The sequence below is a fragment of the Rhodococcus sp. NPDC004095 genome (assembly GCF_053604015.1).
Genome location: NZ_JBSGGS010000009.1, coordinates 12,233 through 28,822 on the forward strand (window position 1 = coordinate 12,233; position 16,590 = coordinate 28,822).

A 16,590-nucleotide genomic window follows, 5' to 3' on the forward strand; every position below is an offset into this window, starting at 1 on the left:
ATGTCACTTCCCTTCCGCTACAGCGGTGTTCAGAATCTGCGGCAGCGCCGCCACGAATCCCTGTGCCTGCTCCTCGGTGAGGATCAGCGGCGGCGCGAGCCGGATCACGTCGGGCGCCGCAGCGTTGACGAGGTAGCCGGCGTCCCGTGCAGCGGCCTCCACGGCCGGTGCGACGGTGTCGGTGAGGACGACGCCGAGCAGCAGCCCGGCGCCGCGGACGTGATCGACGAGCGGGTGCCCGAGCGCCTCGATCCCCGCGGACAGCGACTTGCCGACCGCATCGGCGTGGCTGAGCAGATCCTCCTGGTCGACGGTGCGCAGCACCGCCAGCGCCGCGGCGGCACACACGGGGTTTCCACCGAAGGTGGTGCCGTGCTTACCCGGGCCGAAGAGTTCGGCCGCGGCGCCGGTGGCGATGCACGCCCCGATCGGCAGGCCGCCGCCGAGCCCCTTGGCGAGGGTCATCACGTCGGGCACGATGCCCGACGCCTGGTGGGCGTAGAACCAGCCGGTGCGCGCGATGCCGGTCTGCACCTCGTCGAGGATCAGCAGGGCACCACGCTCGGCGGTGATCCGGCGGGCTTCGACCAAGTAGCCCTCCGGCGGGACCACGACCCCGGACTCCCCCATGATCGGTTCGAGGATCACGGCGGCGGTGTCGGAGTCGACGGCCGCGTCGAGGGCCGCGATGTCACCGTAGGGCACGAACTCGACGCCCGCGGGCATCGGCTCGAACGGTGCCCGCTTCTCCGGCTGCCCGGTCATCGCGAGGGCACCCATCGTCCGGCCGTGGAAGGCCCGCTCGGCGGCGATGATCTTGCGCCGGCCCGTGAGCCGGGCCAGTTTGAAGGCCGCCTCGTTGGCTTCCGTACCGGAGTTGCACAGGAACACCCGGCCTGTGACGCCGCCGTCGCCACCGGCACCAAGGTGGTGCAGCAGCTGCTCGGCCAGTGCCACGGCCGGTTCGCTGGCGTACAGGTTCGACACGTGACCGAGAGTGTTCAGCTGCGCCGTGACCGCGTCGATGATCGCCGGGTGCCGATGGCCGAGGATGTTGACGGCGATGCCGCCGAGCAGATCCAGGTACTGCTTGCCGTCGGCGTCGGTGAGCACGGCCCCGTCGCCGGAGACGAGGGCGACCCGCGGGACGCCGTAGTTGTTCATCAGCGCACCGGACCAGCGCTGCTGGAGTGCGGAGGTGCCGGTCATGCGGGGCCTTCCTTTGCAGGGGTGGTGGGGACCGAGGGATCCGGTGGGACAACCATCGTGCCGATGCCCTCGCCGGTGAGTAGTTCGAGGAGCACCGAGTGCGCGAGGCGGCCGTCGATGACGTGGGCACTCGGGACGCCGCCGTGCACGGCGCGCAGGCACGCCTCCATCTTCGGGACCATGCCCGAATCCAGGCTCGGCAGAAGTTGTTCCAGCGCGGCGGTGTCGATCACCGACGCCAGCGAGCTGCGATCGGGCCAGTTGGTGTAGAGGCCCTCGACGTCGGTGAGGACGACCAGCTTCTCGGCGCCGAGGGCCTCTGCGAGCGCGGCCGCGGCGGTGTCTGCGTTGATGTTGTGCACCACACCGTCGGAATCGGGGGCGATCGTCGAGACGACCGGAATCCGGCCGGCGGCGATGAGGTCGAGCACCGCGGTCGGGTCGACGGTGGTGACGTCGCCGACCAGCCCGATGTCGGTCGGCTCGCCGTCGACGACGACGGTCCGCCGGGTCGCGGTGAACAGGTGCGCGTCCTCACCGGAGATGCCGACCGCATACGGGCCGTGGGCATTGATCAGCCCGACGAGCTCGCGTCCGACCTGACCGAAGAGCACCATCCGCACGACGTCCATGACCTCGGGCGTGGTGACGCGGAAGCCGCCGCGGAACTCGCCTTCCATGCCGAGCCGCTTCAGCATCGCGTTGATCTGCGGTCCGCCGCCGTGCACCACGACGGGGTGGATTCCGACGGTCCTCAGGAACGCCATGTCCTTCGCGAACGCCGCCTTCAGTTCGTCGTCGACCATCGCGTTGCCGCCGTACTTGACGACGACGATCTTGCCGTGGAACCGCTGCAGCCAGGGCAGCGCCTCGGCGAGGACGTACGCCTTCTGACTGGAGGTCAGGCTGAGGATGCTCTCACTCATGACGAGTAGGCCGAGTTCTCTTCGACGTACGCGTGCGAGAGGTCGGTCGTGCGGATGGAGACCTCCGCGTCGCCGACACCGAGTTCGATGCGCAGCGCGATGTCCTCGCCGGAGAGGTCGACCTCACGCGCGCCCGGTGCGCCGACGCCGTCGATGCACACCGGATTCCCGTTGAAGGACACCGAGATCCGGTCGGGGTCGAGGGCGATCGGGGCGATACCGATCGCGGCGAGCACCCGTCCCCAGTTGGGGTCGGAGCCGAACAGCGCGGTCTTGACCAGGCTGTCGCGTGCGACGGTCCGGGCCCCGACGAGCGCGTCCTGCTCACTGGCGGCGCCGGCGACGGTGACGGTGACCCGCTTGGTGACGCCCTCGGCGTCGGCCATCATCTGGTCGGCGAGGTCGTCGCAGACCGCGAGGACCGCGGCGTTGAGTTCCTCCTGGGTGGGGGCGATGCCGCTGGCACCCGACGACAGCAGCAGCACGGTGTCGTTGGTGGAGGTGGCGCCGTCGACGTCGAGCCGGTCGAAGGACAGCCGGGTCGCGGCCCGCAGTGCCTCGTCGAGCTGGGCCGCGGTGGCGACGGCATCGGTGGTGACGACGGACAGCATCGTGGCCAGCGAGGGGGCGAGCATGCCCGCGCCCTTGGCCATGCCGCCGACGTTCCACTTGTTCGCGTGGTGCAGCGCCGCCTGCTTCGGGACGGTGTCGGTGGTCATGATCGCGTAGGCGGCGTCGGTGCCGCCGCTGATCCCGCCGGCCAGTTCGTGCACGATCTCGGTGACGCCGGCGAGCAGCTTGTCCATCGGCAGTCGGTCGCCGATCAGCCCCGTGGAGCAGACCGCGACCTCACCGGCGCCGGTCTCGGTGCCCCAGTCGCTGAGGGTGGCCGCGACGTGCTCCGCGGTGGCGTGGGTGTCCTGGAAGCCGGGGGCGCCGGTGCAGGCGTTGGCGCCACCGGAGTTGAGCACCACGGCACGCAGCTTGCCTCCGGTGAGCACCTGCTGCGACCACAGCACGGGTGCGGCCTTGACCTTGTTGGCCGTGAAGACGCCGGCCGCAGCGGTGTCCGGGCCCTCGTTGAACACGAGGGCGAGGTCGGGCCGGCCGCTGACCTTGATACCGGCGGCGATGCCTGCGCCGCGGAAGCCTGCGGGCGCGGTGACACCCTGGGTGCGGATCAGGCGGCCACCGGCAACCTCGACTGCGTGCGGTGCGGCGAACTCGGAATCGGTTGTCACGGGGCAACTCCCACGGTCGAGAGACCATCGGTCTCGGGCAGGCCAAGGGCCAGGTTCATGGATTGGACGGCACCGCCTGCGGTGCCCTTGGTGAGGTTGTCGATGGCGGCGATCACGACCAGCAGGCCCGCGGTCTCGTCGACGGCCACACCGATCTGTGCGGCGTTCGAGCCGATGACCGCGCCGGTCTGCGGGTAGACGTTCTCTGGCAGCACGTGCACGAACGGCTCGTCGGCGTATGCCTTCTCGTAGACCTCCCGGGCGCGCGCCAGGTCCACGGTCGTCGCGGCGGTGCAGGTGGCGAGGATGCCGCGCGGCATCGGCGCGAGCACGGGCGTGAAGGAGACCGTGACGTCGGTGCCGGCCAGCGCCGAGAGGTTCTGGGTGATCTCGGGGGTGTGCCGGTGGACGCCGCCGACACCGTAGGCCTTGGCCGAACCCATCACCTCGGACCCGAGCAGGTCTGCCTTGGGGGCGCGTCCCGCGCCGGAGGTGCCGCTGACCGCGACGACGGTGACCCGCGGCTCGACGATCCCGGCGGCGACGGCCGGGGCGAGCGCGAGGCTGGCCGCGGTCGGGTAGCAACCGGGCACCGCGATGCGGGTCGCGCCGGTGAGCCTGTCCCGGTTGCCCGGCAGCTCGGGCAGGCCGTACGGCCAGGTCCCGGCGTGCGCGCTGCCGTAGAACTTCTCCCAGTCGGCGGCATTCGAGAGCCGGAAGTCGGCGCCGCAGTCGATGATCACGGTGCTCTCCGGCAATGCCTTGGCGATCTCGGCGGAGTTGCCGTGCGGCAGACCGAGGAACACGACGTCGTGGCCGGCGAGGACGTCCAGGGTGGTCGGTTCGAGCACTCGGTCGGCGAGCGGGAGCAGGTGGGGGTGGAACTGCCCCAGGGTGGCGCCTGCATTGCCGCCCGCGGTGAGGGCGCCGATCGTGAGCCTGCCGTCGCGGTGGGCGGGGTGCCCGAGCAGCAGGCGCAGGATTTCGCCGCCCGCGTACCCGCTCGCCCCTGCGATGGCGACCCGGATCGGTCCGGTGGAAGCTGCTGTGGTGACCATATGGACGATTATGCACCATCATGCAAGCCCATTCACACCTAGGCCCGCGCCGAGAACTCCTTCTGCGCCGCGATTGCGGTACCCATCCAGCGCCGCAGGTACTGCCGCAACTCCCCGTCACTGCGCGGCGGGTTCCCCGGCGAGAGGAAGAAGGACTGCATCGTGCGCAGGACGTACTCGACGAGCCCGTGCAGCGCGGTGTCGTCGTATCCGTGCCGCGCCCAGTCGACGTCGAATCTCTTGATCATCGTCATGCCGAACGCCTGCGCCTCGTCGGAGGTGAGGCTGTCGGAGTGGACGTTCGAGTACGAACTCGACAACAGGATGCCCAGATGGGGCGTTCGGCGGACCTCGGCGAGCGTGTAGACGACACCCTCGGTCATCGCCTCTACGGGATCGTCGAGACCCGCCACGCACTCGGCCAGCCGATCGAGGAAGCCGGCGACCGACGCGATGGCCGCGGCCCGCATCAGTGCATCGGCACTCGGAAAGTATCGATACACGGTCTGCCGGATCACGCCGAGCGACTCGGCGACGTCGGCGATGCTGATCTCCGAACCGGTCCGCCCGATGAGATCGACTGCGGCGGCGACGATACGACGGGAGGCCTCCTCGTCGTCACCCGGCGGACTGCCGCCCCACCCACGTCTGCGCGCCACCGGGCGGACGGTATCACAGGCGATCCGCCAATTCGGATCACGAGTGACGACCGATCGACCGAAAGCGATCATACACACGAGCCAATCTGCGTATGATCACTGCCATTGGGGGCCTCGCGGTGCCGGGGAGGCCACCTGACCAGCCCATTTCCCGTTTCGAGGTGCCGAACAGTGACCAACCTTCAAGCCCGCAAGATGGATTTCGGATTCGAGGACCAGGACGTCCCCTTCCTGTGGAACCCCGAGAACCCCGCGTGGTCGAGCATGTCCAACGCCGTCTCGTTCCTGGCCATCGGCTTCGAGAAGATGATCGTGAAGCTGATCCTCCAGACCAAGCCGCGGATCACCGATCCCGAGGTCGCCGAGGAAGCCACGGCGTTCATGCGACAGGAGGGGCACCACTCGACCGCCCACCGCCAGCACGTGAACGCGCTGATCAGGCGCTACCCCGGCCTGCAGAACACTCTCGACGCGGTCATCGGCGAATTCGACCTGCTCACCGAGCGCACCTCGATCGACTACCGGCTCGCGTACACCGCGGACCTCGAGGCCACCTTCACCCCGGTGTTCAAGCTGATGCTCGACAACGAGGCGACCCTGTTCGCGCCCGGCGACGACCGGGTCGCCTCCCTGTTCCTCTGGCACTTCGTCGAAGAGGTCGAGCACCGCAGTTCGGCGCTGATCATCTACAACTCCGTCGTCGGCAACGAGCTGTACCGGATGCGGATGGCGCCGTCGATCTTCGCGCACGTGATGAAATCGATCCGGATCGCGTGCGCCGGCTTCAACCAGCACGTTCCGCTGTCCGAGCGAAAGGTCGACGCGATGTCGATGTTCGCCCGGCACCGCATCAAGCAGCGGGTGCTCACCTCCTTCGCGCCCTACCTGACCAAGGGGCCGATGCCACGCGCGTTCGACGGCCTGCACCTGGGCGAGCAGCTCACCGCGCTCGCCGGTGCCGTCCGTAGCCAGCTGCCGGGGCACGACCCGACCCACGAGAACCTGCCTGTACTGGCCGGCCGCTGGTTCGCCCGCTACGACGAGGGCTACGACTGCACTCGCTGGTACACCGCCGAGCAACAGGATCGCAGCGCCGAGTCGGCACTGTCGGAGGTGAAGTGATGTCGGACCACTGCTCACCCACCTTCTCGGATCTCGCAACCCGCCTGGGCTTCTCGTGCGAGGAGGCCGGCGGGCTGGTCGAGTTCCGCAGCCCGGGCGCGCTGGAGAACTGGACCCTGCCGGTCCTCGAGTTCACCATCATCCTCGGGGCGGTACTCGCGCTCGTCTACGCAATTCTGCGGCTGCGCAGGAAGGGCGATCCCACCAATCTGGTGCTGTGGTTCGGTGCCACCGCGTTCCTGTTCGTGATCGAGCCGCCGATCTACTTCCCGGCCACGTTCGGCACCGAGGACTACCTGGGCACGATGTTCGCGCACAACGTGTTCACCGTCGATTTCCTGTGGGGTCGCCTGCCGCTGTACATCATCGCGATCTACCCGTTGATGGCCACCATCGCGTTCGAGATCGTCCGGATGCTCGGCGTGTTCCGGAAGTACGGCGTGATCCTCGGCGCGGTGTGCGTCGGCTTCGTGCACCACGCGTTCTATGAGATCTTCGACCACCTCGGACCGCAGCTGCGCTGGTGGGAGTGGACCCTCGACAACAAGGTCAACCAGCCGTTCTTCGATTCGGTTCCGTTGCCCAGCGTCGTGGTGTTCGCGGCGCTGTGGCCGATGTCGCTGGCGCTGTGCGTCCAGTTCTTCGTCGGTCGGCACGTCGATGCGGGCCGGCATTTCTCCGGCCTGCAGTTGGTGTGGCGCACCGTGGTGATCGGCCTCACCGCCTCGGTCGGGGTGTTCGTGCTCCCGCTCCCGGCGACCGTCTTCGGCATGGGGAGCGACACGGTCCGCGGGTTCCTCTACGCCGCGGAACTGGTCGCGCTGTCGGTCGTGGCGGTCGTGATTCTGGCTCGGCAGTGGTCCCGCGTTCGTGCGGGGCGCTCCGACGTCCCGCCGTACTCGAACGACTTCGTCCGGTGGTACGCCGTCGTGTACCTGGTCGTGATGGCGGTCCTCTGGGTCACCGCACTGCCCGCATTCTTCGACGCGGTCGACGGGGTCACCGCGAACGGCGATCCGGTCGGCAGCCTCTGGTACACGGTCGCGTGCTTCGCCGTGGCGATCCTCAGCGTCGTCGCCACGTTCACCGTTCCCCGACCGTCGGCGGCAACGAGTACGCCGCCACCGGCCGCTGAACCCGCGGCAAGCCACACGGCGTAGCCGATCCGGCCGCGAGACGAGGCGGGAGTGTCCACCGGACACTCCCGCCTCGTCCCGTTTCGGTCGACTTCCTTATGCGAGAAATGCCCGAATTGCACCAAAAAGTGTCCACACCAATGATTTTCACAGGAATCCCTGATTGACATCCGCACAAATCTAGGCGAATGATTCCACTGGATCGCAAGTGGCGGCGCTCACTGCTCCGCAGCCCGGTGGCGGAGACCACTCTCCCGCCGCCGACAGCGACGAATCGATTCGGACCCAGAAAGGCGGGGCAGGTGTCACACCCCCAGACAACGCGACCTGCGCAGAACCCCGGAGCATCGGCCGACCTGCGGGCGGCCCGGATGATCGATGCACGGATCGACACGATGCCGCGGGTCGGCGTCGGACCGTTCGGCGGGCTGGCGCTCGTGCTGTGCATGTTCTTCGCGAACTACGACATCACCGTCTCCGGCCTGACGGTGAAGGCGACCGCGGCAAGCCTCGACGTCTCCGTCATGCAGATGAGCCAACCGATCGCACTCAACCTCGTCGGTTACGCGATCGGAGCGTTCGCGCTCGGTCACATCGCGGACCGCTTCGGCCGCCAGCGTGGGCTGGCGCTGACGATCGTGGTGCTCGCGCTGAGCGGAGCGCTGAGTGGGTTGGCGTGGAACATCGCCTCGCTCAGCTTCTTCCGGTTCCTCGCGGGTGCGGGAATGGGGGCAGTGATCGCACTGGTCTCGACGTACATCGGCGAACTGGCACCGAAGAACATGCGCGGCCGCTATCTGGCGACGATCATGACGTACCAGGCGATCGGCCAGGTCGTCATCGGATTCGTCTCGCTGCCCATTCTGAATCACCTGCCATCGTACGGCTGGCGGATCCTGCTGGCGATCGGCGGCATCGTCATCGTCGTCGTTCCGATGCTCGTCGACCGGATCCTGCCGGAGTCGCCACGATGGCTGGTGTCGACGGGGGACGTCGAGCGCGCCGAACGCATCGTCGCCGTAATGGAGGCGAGGGCCGGCTCGTCCCCCGAGGCCGCGCGAGCGGAGTACGAGGCACTCGAGGCCGCCGGGACGGATGCCGAACAGCCGGCGTCATCCGTGATCAGGGAACTGTTCAGCGGCGAGCTGCTGCGCCGGGTCGTGCTCGTCACCGGGTTCTGGTTCGTGTACTACCTCGCCGTGTACGGCTTCCTGAACTACACCCCGTTGATCCTCGAAGGTCGTGGGGTGTCGAGTTCGGACGCCCTGTTGGTCACCGTCCTGATGCGCTGCACCTCGGTGATCGTCCCACTGCTGATGCTCGTCCTGATCGAGAGGTACGAGCGCAAGATCCTCACGATCATCGGCACCGCCCTCGTCGCCGGGGGACTTCTGACACTGCTCCTGCCCGCGTCCGAGGTCACCGCGACCGCGGGTTCGATGCTGGTGAACTTCGGTATCAGCTTCACGATCCTGCCCGCCTACACCTACACCGCCGAGGTCTTCCCGACGCGGGTCCGAGGCTCTGCGTCGGCGGTGGGTGACGGCGTCGGCCACCTCGGTGGTGCGGTCGCCCCCTGGATCGTCGTTCCGGCACTGAGCAACCTCGGTGCGGTCCCGACGATCTGGATGCTCGTCGTCACCGTCCTGTTCTCGGGTGCGATTCTCAGCTTCGGTGTTCGCACGAAGAATCGCTCGCTCGCCGACATCTCCTCGGGCACGCCCGCCGCCGAGACGGCCGGCTGATCCACGGGCACCCAACGACGACCGGGGCCGCTACCGACACGGTGGCGGCCCCGGCACCCGGGGTCGGTCAGTCGCCGATCACCGAACTCCGGAGGACATGCTTGGTCAGCTTGCCGGACGGGTTCCGGGGCAGCTGGTCCACGACCACGAGTTCGCGTGGGATCTTGTAGCGGGCGAGCTTGTCGGACAGGTACGACCGCAGATCGTCGAGTTCGACATGGGCACCGTCGACCGGAGCGATCACCGCGACAACCGTCTCGCCCCACTCCGGATGGGGACGGCCGATCACCGCGACGTCGACGACGTCGGGTCGCGGCCGGATCGCCTCCTCGACCTCCTGCGAGTACACGTTCTCGCCGCCGGTGATGATGACGTCCTTCGTTCGATCGACGATGTAGATGTACCCGTCCTCGTCCAGCCGGGCGACGTCACCGCTGCGGTACCAGCGACCCTCGAACACGTCGGCGGTGGCCTCGTCGTTGTCCAGGTACCCGAGCATTCTGGTGTCTCCGGCGAGCCAGATCTCCCCCGTCTCCCCCGGCCCGGCGTCGCCGCCGTCCGCCCGAACCACCCGCAGGTCCACACCCGGCATGCCGCCACGGCCGATCGACCCGGCCTTCGCGATCTGCTCGTGCGGATACAGCGCGGTCCCGGTCGGGCCCATCTCGCTCATGCCGTACACCTGGTAGAAGTCCTCGGACCGATAGGCCTGCTGCAGCTGCCGCGCCACCTCCGCGCCGATCGGCGCACCACCGTACGTCCAGCGCCGCATGGTCGAGAAGTCGAAGTCCGTCAGGTCGATTCCCGCCGCCCGGGCCGCCTGCAGTGGCGCGAGGTACGCGATCGGGGCACCGAAGAAGGCCGTGATCCGCTCGGCCGGAATGATCTTCAGGAACTCGATCGGGTGATACTCCCGCATCAACACGATCGTGCCGCCGAGGAACATGGTGGTGACCAACCAGACGTTGAGCGGCGCGGCGTGCCAGATCGGCATCGCGATCAGCACCCGCTCGTCCCGGTCCAGGCCGAGTGTCGTCGAGATGTACGGCGCGACAGTGGTGATCGAGCGGTGCGTGTGCAGGCAGCCCTTCGGGGCGCTCGTGGTCCCCGACGTGTAGAGGACCTGCGCGATGTCGGTCTCGTGGACGTCGGCGCCCTCCCACTCGTCGGCGAGGTCGACGAGGGCGTCGAAGTCCCGGTCCGCAGACGCCGACGTGCCCTCCCCCGGTTCCGTCAGCATCCAATCCACCTGCGGCGCCCCCGCTTCCGCGCTACCGCGCAGGTCCGCCGACACGATGCCGACCGTCGCCCCGCAGTGACCGAGGGTGTACTCGACCTCCGGCGGAGCCAGTTTGTGATTGACCGGCACGAGCGCGGCGCCTGCCCGCCAGGCGCCGAAGGCGGCGATCACGAAACCGGGGCTGTTGTAGGTCATCACCGCGACCCTGTCACCACGGCGGACACCACGGTCGCGCAGCACGGTGGCGGCCCGCTTGGAGGCGGCGAGCAATTCGGCATAGGTGATCCGCCGATCCCCGTAGACGAGCGCCTCCTTGTCCGGATACTTGCGCGCCGTGCTCTCCAGCATCGTGGTCAGGTTCATGAAGGTCTCCTCGGGGCGCCCGTTGCCGTGGCCCGTGTTTCGTTCTACAGTCGACTCGCAAGGATTGAATCACGATTCATAGTATTGGGAAAGGGTGCCCGCCGGATGGCCTACCGAGCGACCGAGAAGACGCGCGCCGCGCAGGCGCAGCGCCGCGCGGCCCTACTCGCCGAGGCGACCGCACTCGTCGCCTCCGGCGGGTTCGCCGCGGCCACGGTCAAGGCAATCGCCGAGAAGTGCGAGGTCAGCGTCGGTTCGGTGTACTCGTACTTCGACGGCAGCGCAGACCTGCTTGCCGCCGTGTTCCGGGTCGGCGCGGACCAGGAACTCGCCGCGGTCCGGGCCGCGGTCGACGCCGCGGACGGGGCGTCGAACCGCCTGCGCGCCCTGGTCGAGACGTTCGCACTGCGCGCCATCAAGGGACGCCAACTCGCATGGTCGCTGCTGTTCGAACCGGTCGATCCACGCATCGACGCCGAACGACTGGCCTACCGAGCGGACTACCACGCGCTCACGACCGAGATCCTGCGCGAGGGCATCACGTCCGGCGAGTTCCCCGAGCAACACCTCGGCGTGACCGCGACCGCGCTGATCGGCGCCATCAGCGAGGCACTGACCGGGCGCCTGTCCCCCACCCATGCCGTGACCACGGACAACGCCGACACCTCCGGCGCCGAGGACACCGACACCGTGGAGGCGATCCTCCGGTTCTGCTTCCACGGTGTCGGAATCACCGAAAGCCCCCGGCGGCCCGCACCATCGACCGAAGGAACGCACTCATGACGACCGTCACCCCCTCCGGATTCCACACCCACGAGGTGTTCAACCAGGCGCCGCCACGGGTGGACGTCAACGAGTACACCTCGAACGTTCCGCTGGTCGAGGGTGTGGCCCGCTACGACGCCGACTGGGCGCAGCAGGAACTGAGCGAGGTTGGCGCGCTGGTCGGCACCGAATCCTTCCAGCACGACGCCGAACTCGCGAACACCGTCACCCCGGTGTTCCACTCACACGACAGGTACGGCAACCGGATCGACGAGGTGGAGTTCCATCCGGCCTACCACCGAATCATCGGCGCCGCCGTCGAACACGGCGCGCACACCTCGGCGTGGGCCGACCCGAAGCCGGGCGCGAACGTCGCGCGTGCCGCATCGTTCATGATGTTCGCCCAGATCGAGCCCGGCCACTCGTGCCCGATCTCGATGACCCACTCCGTCGTCCCCGCGCTGTCCGAGTTCTCCCCCGAACTGTCGACGCTGTGGCTGCCCCGACTCTACGGCCGCGGCTACGACGGCAGACTGATCACGCCCGGCGACAAGCCCGGCGTGCTCTTCGGAATGGCAATGACCGAGAAGCAGGGCGGCTCCGACGTGCGCGCCAACACCACTCGCGCCGTGCCGAACTCCGACGGCACCTGGTCGCTGACCGGGCACAAGTGGTTCTGCTCGGCACCGATGTCGGACGGCTTCCTGATCCTGGCGCAGACCGAACTCGCCTCCGGCTCCGGCCTGTCCTGTTTCCTGGTTCCGCGGGTCCTCGAAGACGGCACCCGAAACGTCTTCCGGATCCAGCGGCTGAAGGACAAGCTCGGGAACAAGTCCAACGCGTCCTCGGAGATCGAACTCGACGGCACCCTCGGCCACCTGGTCGGCGAACCCGGCCGCGGCGTGCGCACCATCATCGAGATGGTCGCGCGCACCCGCCTCGACTGCGTCTACGGTTCGACCGCAGGCATGCGCCAGTCCGTCGCTGAGGCACTGTGGCACGTGCGAAACCGGGCGGCCTTCGGTACGACGCTGATCGACCAGCCGGCGATGACGGCGGTCGCCGCGGACCTGACACTCGAGTCGGAGGCCGCTACCGCCACCGCCCTGCGCCTGGCACGCGCCCACGACGCGGACGCCGACGACACCGAGAAGGCGTTCCGGCGGCTCGCCACCGCGGTCGCGAAGTACTGGATCTGCAAGCGCGGACCGCACCACGCGTACGAGGCGCTCGAATGCCTCGGCGGCAACGGCTACACCGAGGCGTTCCCGTTGGCCCGCCGCTACCGGGAACAGCCGGTGATGGCCGTGTGGGAAGGCTCCGGCAACGTCATCGCCCTCGATGTGCTGCGCGCGATGACCCGGGAGCCGGAGTCGGTGGCTGCGTTCGACGCCGAGCTGGCCGAGGCACGCGGCGCCTCAGCGCTGTTCGACGCGCACCAGGACCGGATGCGGACGGCGTTGACCGAACTGGCCACGCTGGACCCGACCCTGGCACAGTTCCGCGCACGCGCGGTCGCGGCGTCGATGGCGCTCGGTCTGCAGGCGTCGCTGTTGCTGCGGACCGCACCGACGGCGGTCGCGGAAGCGTTCCTGACGGCCCGGCTCGGCGAGAACCGGGACCTCGAGTACGGCTCGTTGCCCCCAGGCACCGACTTCGCCGCAATCCTCGACCGGCACTGACATGTCCTCCCCGCCTTCCCGAATGGCGCATCCGGTCGGCTGAACCGATCAGATGGGCCATTCGGGAAGGGGCGAGTGGGTCAGCGGAGGCGGTCGGGTGTGCGTGCCGCGCCGTCGGCGTACCCCTTCGGGGTGCGCTGCAGGAAGTCCGGTTTGATCGAGATCGCGAGGAGCATCAGCACCCCGGCCGTCACCACGGCGACGGCCGCGAACGTGACGAAGAATGCAAACCCGACGAGAATGTCCATGAGGCACCTCCGTGTTGGTGCATCCACGGTACGACCGACCCGCCCCGCGCGCAGGGCAATGCCCGGCAGGTCAGTCCCGGTGCAGCGACTTGCGGATCTCGTCGAGCCGCTCCTTGGCCGCCTTCTCCCTTGCCGCGAACTGCTCCTCGAGGTTCCGTCCGGCGGACGACGCGGCGTCGAGTTCGGTGCCTCCGTCGGCGGTGCCGGCGCGGGTCTCGATCTTCTCGCGGACGGCGTCGAACGTCGGGACACCCCCCTCGGTGTATCCGGTCACGGCAGCGACATCGGGTGCCACCACCCCGCCCGGGACGGTGTTGGGGTTGGTGACGGCATGCGGGTCAGGGACGACGTCCGCGTCGAGGATCACCGGCGGCGCCGGCACGTCCGGCGTGGTCGGTACCGGCGGGGCGACGGGCTCGGGGACCAAGCGGATCTCGAGGGCCGCGGCCCGCAACGCGGCCAGCGCGGGCCGTCCGGTCGTCGCGGCGGCCACCACCGCCCGCACCTCGTCGTCGGTCAGCGCACTCATGCTGTTCACGATGGACTGGGTCTCGGTCATGGCACCTCGCTCGATCGGCTCGTCAGCCGGGTCGGCGGTCGCGAGCTCTCTGTGCCCAGGCTAGCCCGAAACGCACGCCACCCCGTCCCGCGTCGGCGCGGAACGGGGTGGCGTGTCGGGTACGGGGTCAGGCGCGCAGCTGCGCACCGACCGTCGCGGCCGCGGCGGCGACCGCGGCGTCACGGGCGGCGCTCGCCTCGTCCTCGGTCAGGGTGCGGTCACCGGCGCGGAACCGCAGTGCGAACGCGAGCGACTTGCGTCCGGCACCGACCTGCTCGCCGGTGAAGACGTCGAACAGCCGGATGTCCTCGAGGAGCTCCCCGGCGCCCGCACGCAGCGCGGACTCCACCGACGCCGCCGGCACCGAGCCGTCGACCACGACGGCCACGTCCTGCAGCACCGCCGGGAACGGCGAAACGCGGGGCGCGGGAAGCGATTCCACGATCGGCAGTGCGTCGAGGTTCAGCTCCACCGCGCAGGTGCGGGCGGGCAGTCCGGCGCGCTCGAGCACCGCCGGGTGCAGCTCACCGGCATGTCCGACCACCGTGCCGTCGACGAGCAGTTCGGCGCAGCGGCCGGGGTGCCACGGCAGGTACTGCGCGGGCCTGCGGTCGAGCCGAACACCCGCGGCGGCGGCGATGGTCTGCGCGGCCGCGAACGCATCGGTGGCGTCACCTGCACGTCCGGGCCCCCACGGCCCGCTCGGCTCACGAAGCCCGGTCAGGACGACGCCGACGTGAACCGGCTGCGCGGGCAGCGAGCGCAACAGATCGTCGACCTGCTCGTCGGTGGGCCGCCGGTCGACCGGCAGTGCATCGACCGGCTTGGTGTCCGGCCCGGGCTGGACAACCTGCGCGATACCGAACAGCGCCAGGTCACGCTGGCCACGAGAGGTGTTGCGGGCCAGGATCTCCAGCAGTGCCGGTAGCAGCGTCGTCGCGAGTTCCGGGCGGTCAGACTCGAGGGGATTGAGCACCTTCGAGGTGACGCGGCGCGGGTCGTCGGCGTCCAGGCCCCAGGTGTCGAACACCGCGGCGGGCAGGAACACGGTCGGCAGCACCTCGACGTAGCCGTCGAACGCGAGCGCCTTCCCGACAGCGCGGCGGCGTCGCTGCGACGGGGTCAGGCCGCGCCCGGCCGGCGCGGCAGGCAGCACCGACGGGATCTGCTCGAGCCCTTCGAGCCGCAGCACCTCCTCGACCAGGTCGGCCGGCTGGGTCAGATCGGGACGCCACGTCGGCGGCGTGACCACCAGTTGACCAGTGCCGCTGTCGTCGACCGCGACGTCGACGGTGCACCCGACCTGGGTGAGCCGGCGGGCGGCGGTCCCGTTCGGGTAGGTCACGCCCGCGACCCGGCTCGGCAGGTCCAGGTCCATCGCGATCGCGGCGGGCGCGGCGACGGAACCCTGGTCGGTCAGGACCGGCTCGACGTGGCCGCCGGTGATCTCGGCGAGCAACCCGGCCGCCCGGTCCAGCGCGGCGGCGGACAGCGCCGGGTCGACGACCCGCTCGTACCGCTTCGACGCCTCGGAGATCAGCTTGTGCCGACGCGACGTCCGGAACACCGCCAAGGGATTCCAGATCGCCGCCTCGAGCAGCACCTCGGTGGTGCCCTCGCCGACCTCGGTGCTGCCGCCGCCCATCACCCCAGCGAGGGAGATGACACCGGTGTCGTCGCAGATCACCACGTCCTCGGCGTCGAGCGTCCGCTCCACCCCGTCGAGGGTGGTCAGCTTCTCCTCGGCGACCGCGCGGCGCACCACGAGACCTCCGGCGACCTTGGCCGCATCGAATGCGTGCAGCGGGTGACCGAGTTCGAGCATCACGTAGTTCGTGACGTCGACGGCCGGGGAGATCGGCCGAACCCCCGACAGCAACAGCCGGCGCTGCATCCACCACGGAGTGACCGCGTGCGGGTTCACGCCGGTGACCTTCCGCAGTGCGAAGCGCGTGCACCCGGACTCCGGCTGCACCGTCAGCGGCCACGCGTCGCCCGCGGCCTCGTACGGCACCGTCACGGCGGGATCGACGAAGTCCAGGTCGAAACCGTTCGCCAGCTCACGAGTCAGGCCGCGCACCGAGAAGCAGTAGCCACGGTCCGGGGTGATGTTCAGCTCGATGATCGTGTCGCCGAGGCCGAGGAGCTCGCCGGCTGCGGTGCCCGGCGCGGCCGTGCCCGGTTCGAGCACCAGAATCCCGGAGTGGTCCTTGCCGATCCCCAGCTCCGAGGCCGAACACATCATGCCGTTCGACACCCGGCCGTACGTCTTGCGGGAGGCGATCGCGAAGTCCCCGGGCAGCACCGCGCCCGGAAGCGCGGCGACGACGAGATCGCCGACCGCGAAGTTCCTGGCCCCGCACACGATCTCCTGCGGCTCTTCGCCGCCGACGTCGACTCGGCAGAACCGGATCGGCTTCTTGAACTCGGTCAGTTCCTCGATCTCCAGCACCCGGCCCACCACCAGTGGACCCGACACCAGCGGTACCGCGTCGACCTCCTCGACCTCGAGGCCCACCCGCACGAAACCGGCGTCCAGCTCCTCGGGGCTCACCTCCCAGCCGGGGGTGGCCCGCTGCAGGATCTCGGTCAGCCAGGATTGCGCTACTCGCACGTCTACTCAGCTCTCTCGTTCTC

The 16,590-nt window shown here is 69.2% G+C and carries 14 protein-coding genes; 5 read left to right on the forward strand and 9 right to left on the reverse strand.

From position 1 onward, the window contains the following. Positions 1-3: 3 nt before the first annotated feature. From ACWEPG_RS18065 to ACWEPG_RS18085, 5 genes are read right to left on the reverse strand one after another with little or no spacing between them, the layout of a single operon-like run. The gene (locus tag ACWEPG_RS18065) at positions 4-1,209 is read right to left on the reverse strand and encodes an acetylornithine transaminase (protein ID WP_450116397.1); all 1,206 of its coding nucleotides are present in this window, start codon (positions 1,207-1,209) and stop codon (positions 4-6) included. Continuing rightward, entirely contained in the window at positions 1,206-2,135 is a 930-nt protein-coding gene (argB, locus tag ACWEPG_RS18070; RefSeq protein ID WP_450116398.1) for an acetylglutamate kinase, read from the reverse strand. Before argB ends, ACWEPG_RS18065 begins: the two co-directional genes overlap by 4 nt. Further along, complete coding sequence (gene argJ / locus ACWEPG_RS18075; RefSeq protein ID WP_450116399.1) at positions 2,132-3,376, reverse strand: bifunctional glutamate N-acetyltransferase/amino-acid acetyltransferase ArgJ; 1,245 nt, start codon at positions 3,374-3,376, stop codon at positions 2,132-2,134. Before argJ ends, argB begins: the two co-directional genes overlap by 4 nt. After that, on the reverse strand, positions 3,373-4,434 hold the full coding sequence (gene argC / locus ACWEPG_RS18080; protein WP_452594926.1) for an N-acetyl-gamma-glutamyl-phosphate reductase: 1,062 nt from the start codon (positions 4,432-4,434) through the stop codon (positions 3,373-3,375). The genes argJ and argC overlap by 4 nt, the downstream gene beginning before the upstream one ends. Positions 4,435-4,472: 38 nt before the next feature. Then, on the reverse strand, positions 4,473-5,093 hold the full coding sequence (locus tag ACWEPG_RS18085) for a TetR/AcrR family transcriptional regulator (protein WP_450116401.1): 621 nt from the start codon (positions 5,091-5,093) through the stop codon (positions 4,473-4,475). Between the two features lie 171 nt (positions 5,094-5,264). Between ACWEPG_RS18085 and ACWEPG_RS18090 the strand changes: the two genes are divergently transcribed. The 3 genes from ACWEPG_RS18090 to ACWEPG_RS18100 all read left to right on the forward strand — a co-directional run bounded on the left by ACWEPG_RS18090 (position 5,265) and on the right by ACWEPG_RS18100 (position 9,096). Further along, positions 5,265-6,215, forward strand: a complete 951-nt coding sequence (locus tag ACWEPG_RS18090) for a metal-dependent hydrolase (protein ID WP_450116402.1) — start codon at positions 5,265-5,267, stop codon at positions 6,213-6,215. Then, positions 6,215-7,375: a hypothetical protein gene (locus ACWEPG_RS18095; protein WP_450116403.1), complete on the forward strand. Its 1,161-nt coding sequence runs from the start codon at positions 6,215-6,217 to the stop codon at positions 7,373-7,375. Before ACWEPG_RS18090 ends, ACWEPG_RS18095 begins: the two co-directional genes overlap by 1 nt. A 278-nt stretch (positions 7,376-7,653) precedes the next feature. Beyond that, the gene (locus ACWEPG_RS18100) at positions 7,654-9,096 is read left to right on the forward strand and encodes an MFS transporter (RefSeq protein WP_452594927.1); all 1,443 of its coding nucleotides are present in this window, start codon (positions 7,654-7,656) and stop codon (positions 9,094-9,096) included. A gap of 67 nt (positions 9,097-9,163) precedes the next feature. Here the strand turns inward: ACWEPG_RS18100 and ACWEPG_RS18105 are convergent, their stop codons facing one another. Then, positions 9,164-10,699 (reverse strand): class I adenylate-forming enzyme family protein, encoded by a 1,536-nt coding sequence (locus tag ACWEPG_RS18105; protein WP_452594928.1) that lies wholly within the window; start codon positions 10,697-10,699, stop codon positions 9,164-9,166. A 105-nt stretch (positions 10,700-10,804) separates the two neighbouring features. Here ACWEPG_RS18105 and ACWEPG_RS18110 point away from each other — a divergent pair, with 105 nt between their 5' ends. Both ACWEPG_RS18110 and ACWEPG_RS18115 read left to right on the forward strand, forming a co-directional pair. Beyond that, entirely contained in the window at positions 10,805-11,482 is a 678-nt protein-coding gene (locus ACWEPG_RS18110; RefSeq protein ID WP_450116406.1) for a TetR/AcrR family transcriptional regulator, read from the forward strand. Beyond that, complete coding sequence (locus ACWEPG_RS18115) at positions 11,479-13,146, forward strand: acyl-CoA dehydrogenase family protein (RefSeq protein WP_452594929.1); 1,668 nt, start codon at positions 11,479-11,481, stop codon at positions 13,144-13,146. The genes ACWEPG_RS18110 and ACWEPG_RS18115 overlap by 4 nt, the downstream gene beginning before the upstream one ends. Before the next feature lie 80 nt (positions 13,147-13,226). Here the strand turns inward: ACWEPG_RS18115 and ACWEPG_RS18120 are convergent, their stop codons facing one another. The 3 genes from ACWEPG_RS18120 to pheT form a co-directional block, all read right to left on the reverse strand. Continuing rightward, positions 13,227-13,394 carry a hypothetical protein gene (locus tag ACWEPG_RS18120; RefSeq protein WP_450116408.1) on the reverse strand — a complete coding sequence of 56 codons (168 nt, stop codon included), beginning with the start codon at positions 13,392-13,394 and terminating at the stop codon, positions 13,227-13,229. Between the two features lie 70 nt (positions 13,395-13,464). Continuing rightward, entirely contained in the window at positions 13,465-13,953 is a 489-nt protein-coding gene (locus ACWEPG_RS18125; protein WP_450116409.1) for a hypothetical protein, read from the reverse strand. A 127-nt stretch (positions 13,954-14,080) separates the two neighbouring features. Then, complete coding sequence (pheT, locus tag ACWEPG_RS18130; protein WP_452594930.1) at positions 14,081-16,567, reverse strand: phenylalanine--tRNA ligase subunit beta; 2,487 nt, start codon at positions 16,565-16,567, stop codon at positions 14,081-14,083. Positions 16,568-16,590 lie beyond the last annotated feature (23 nt).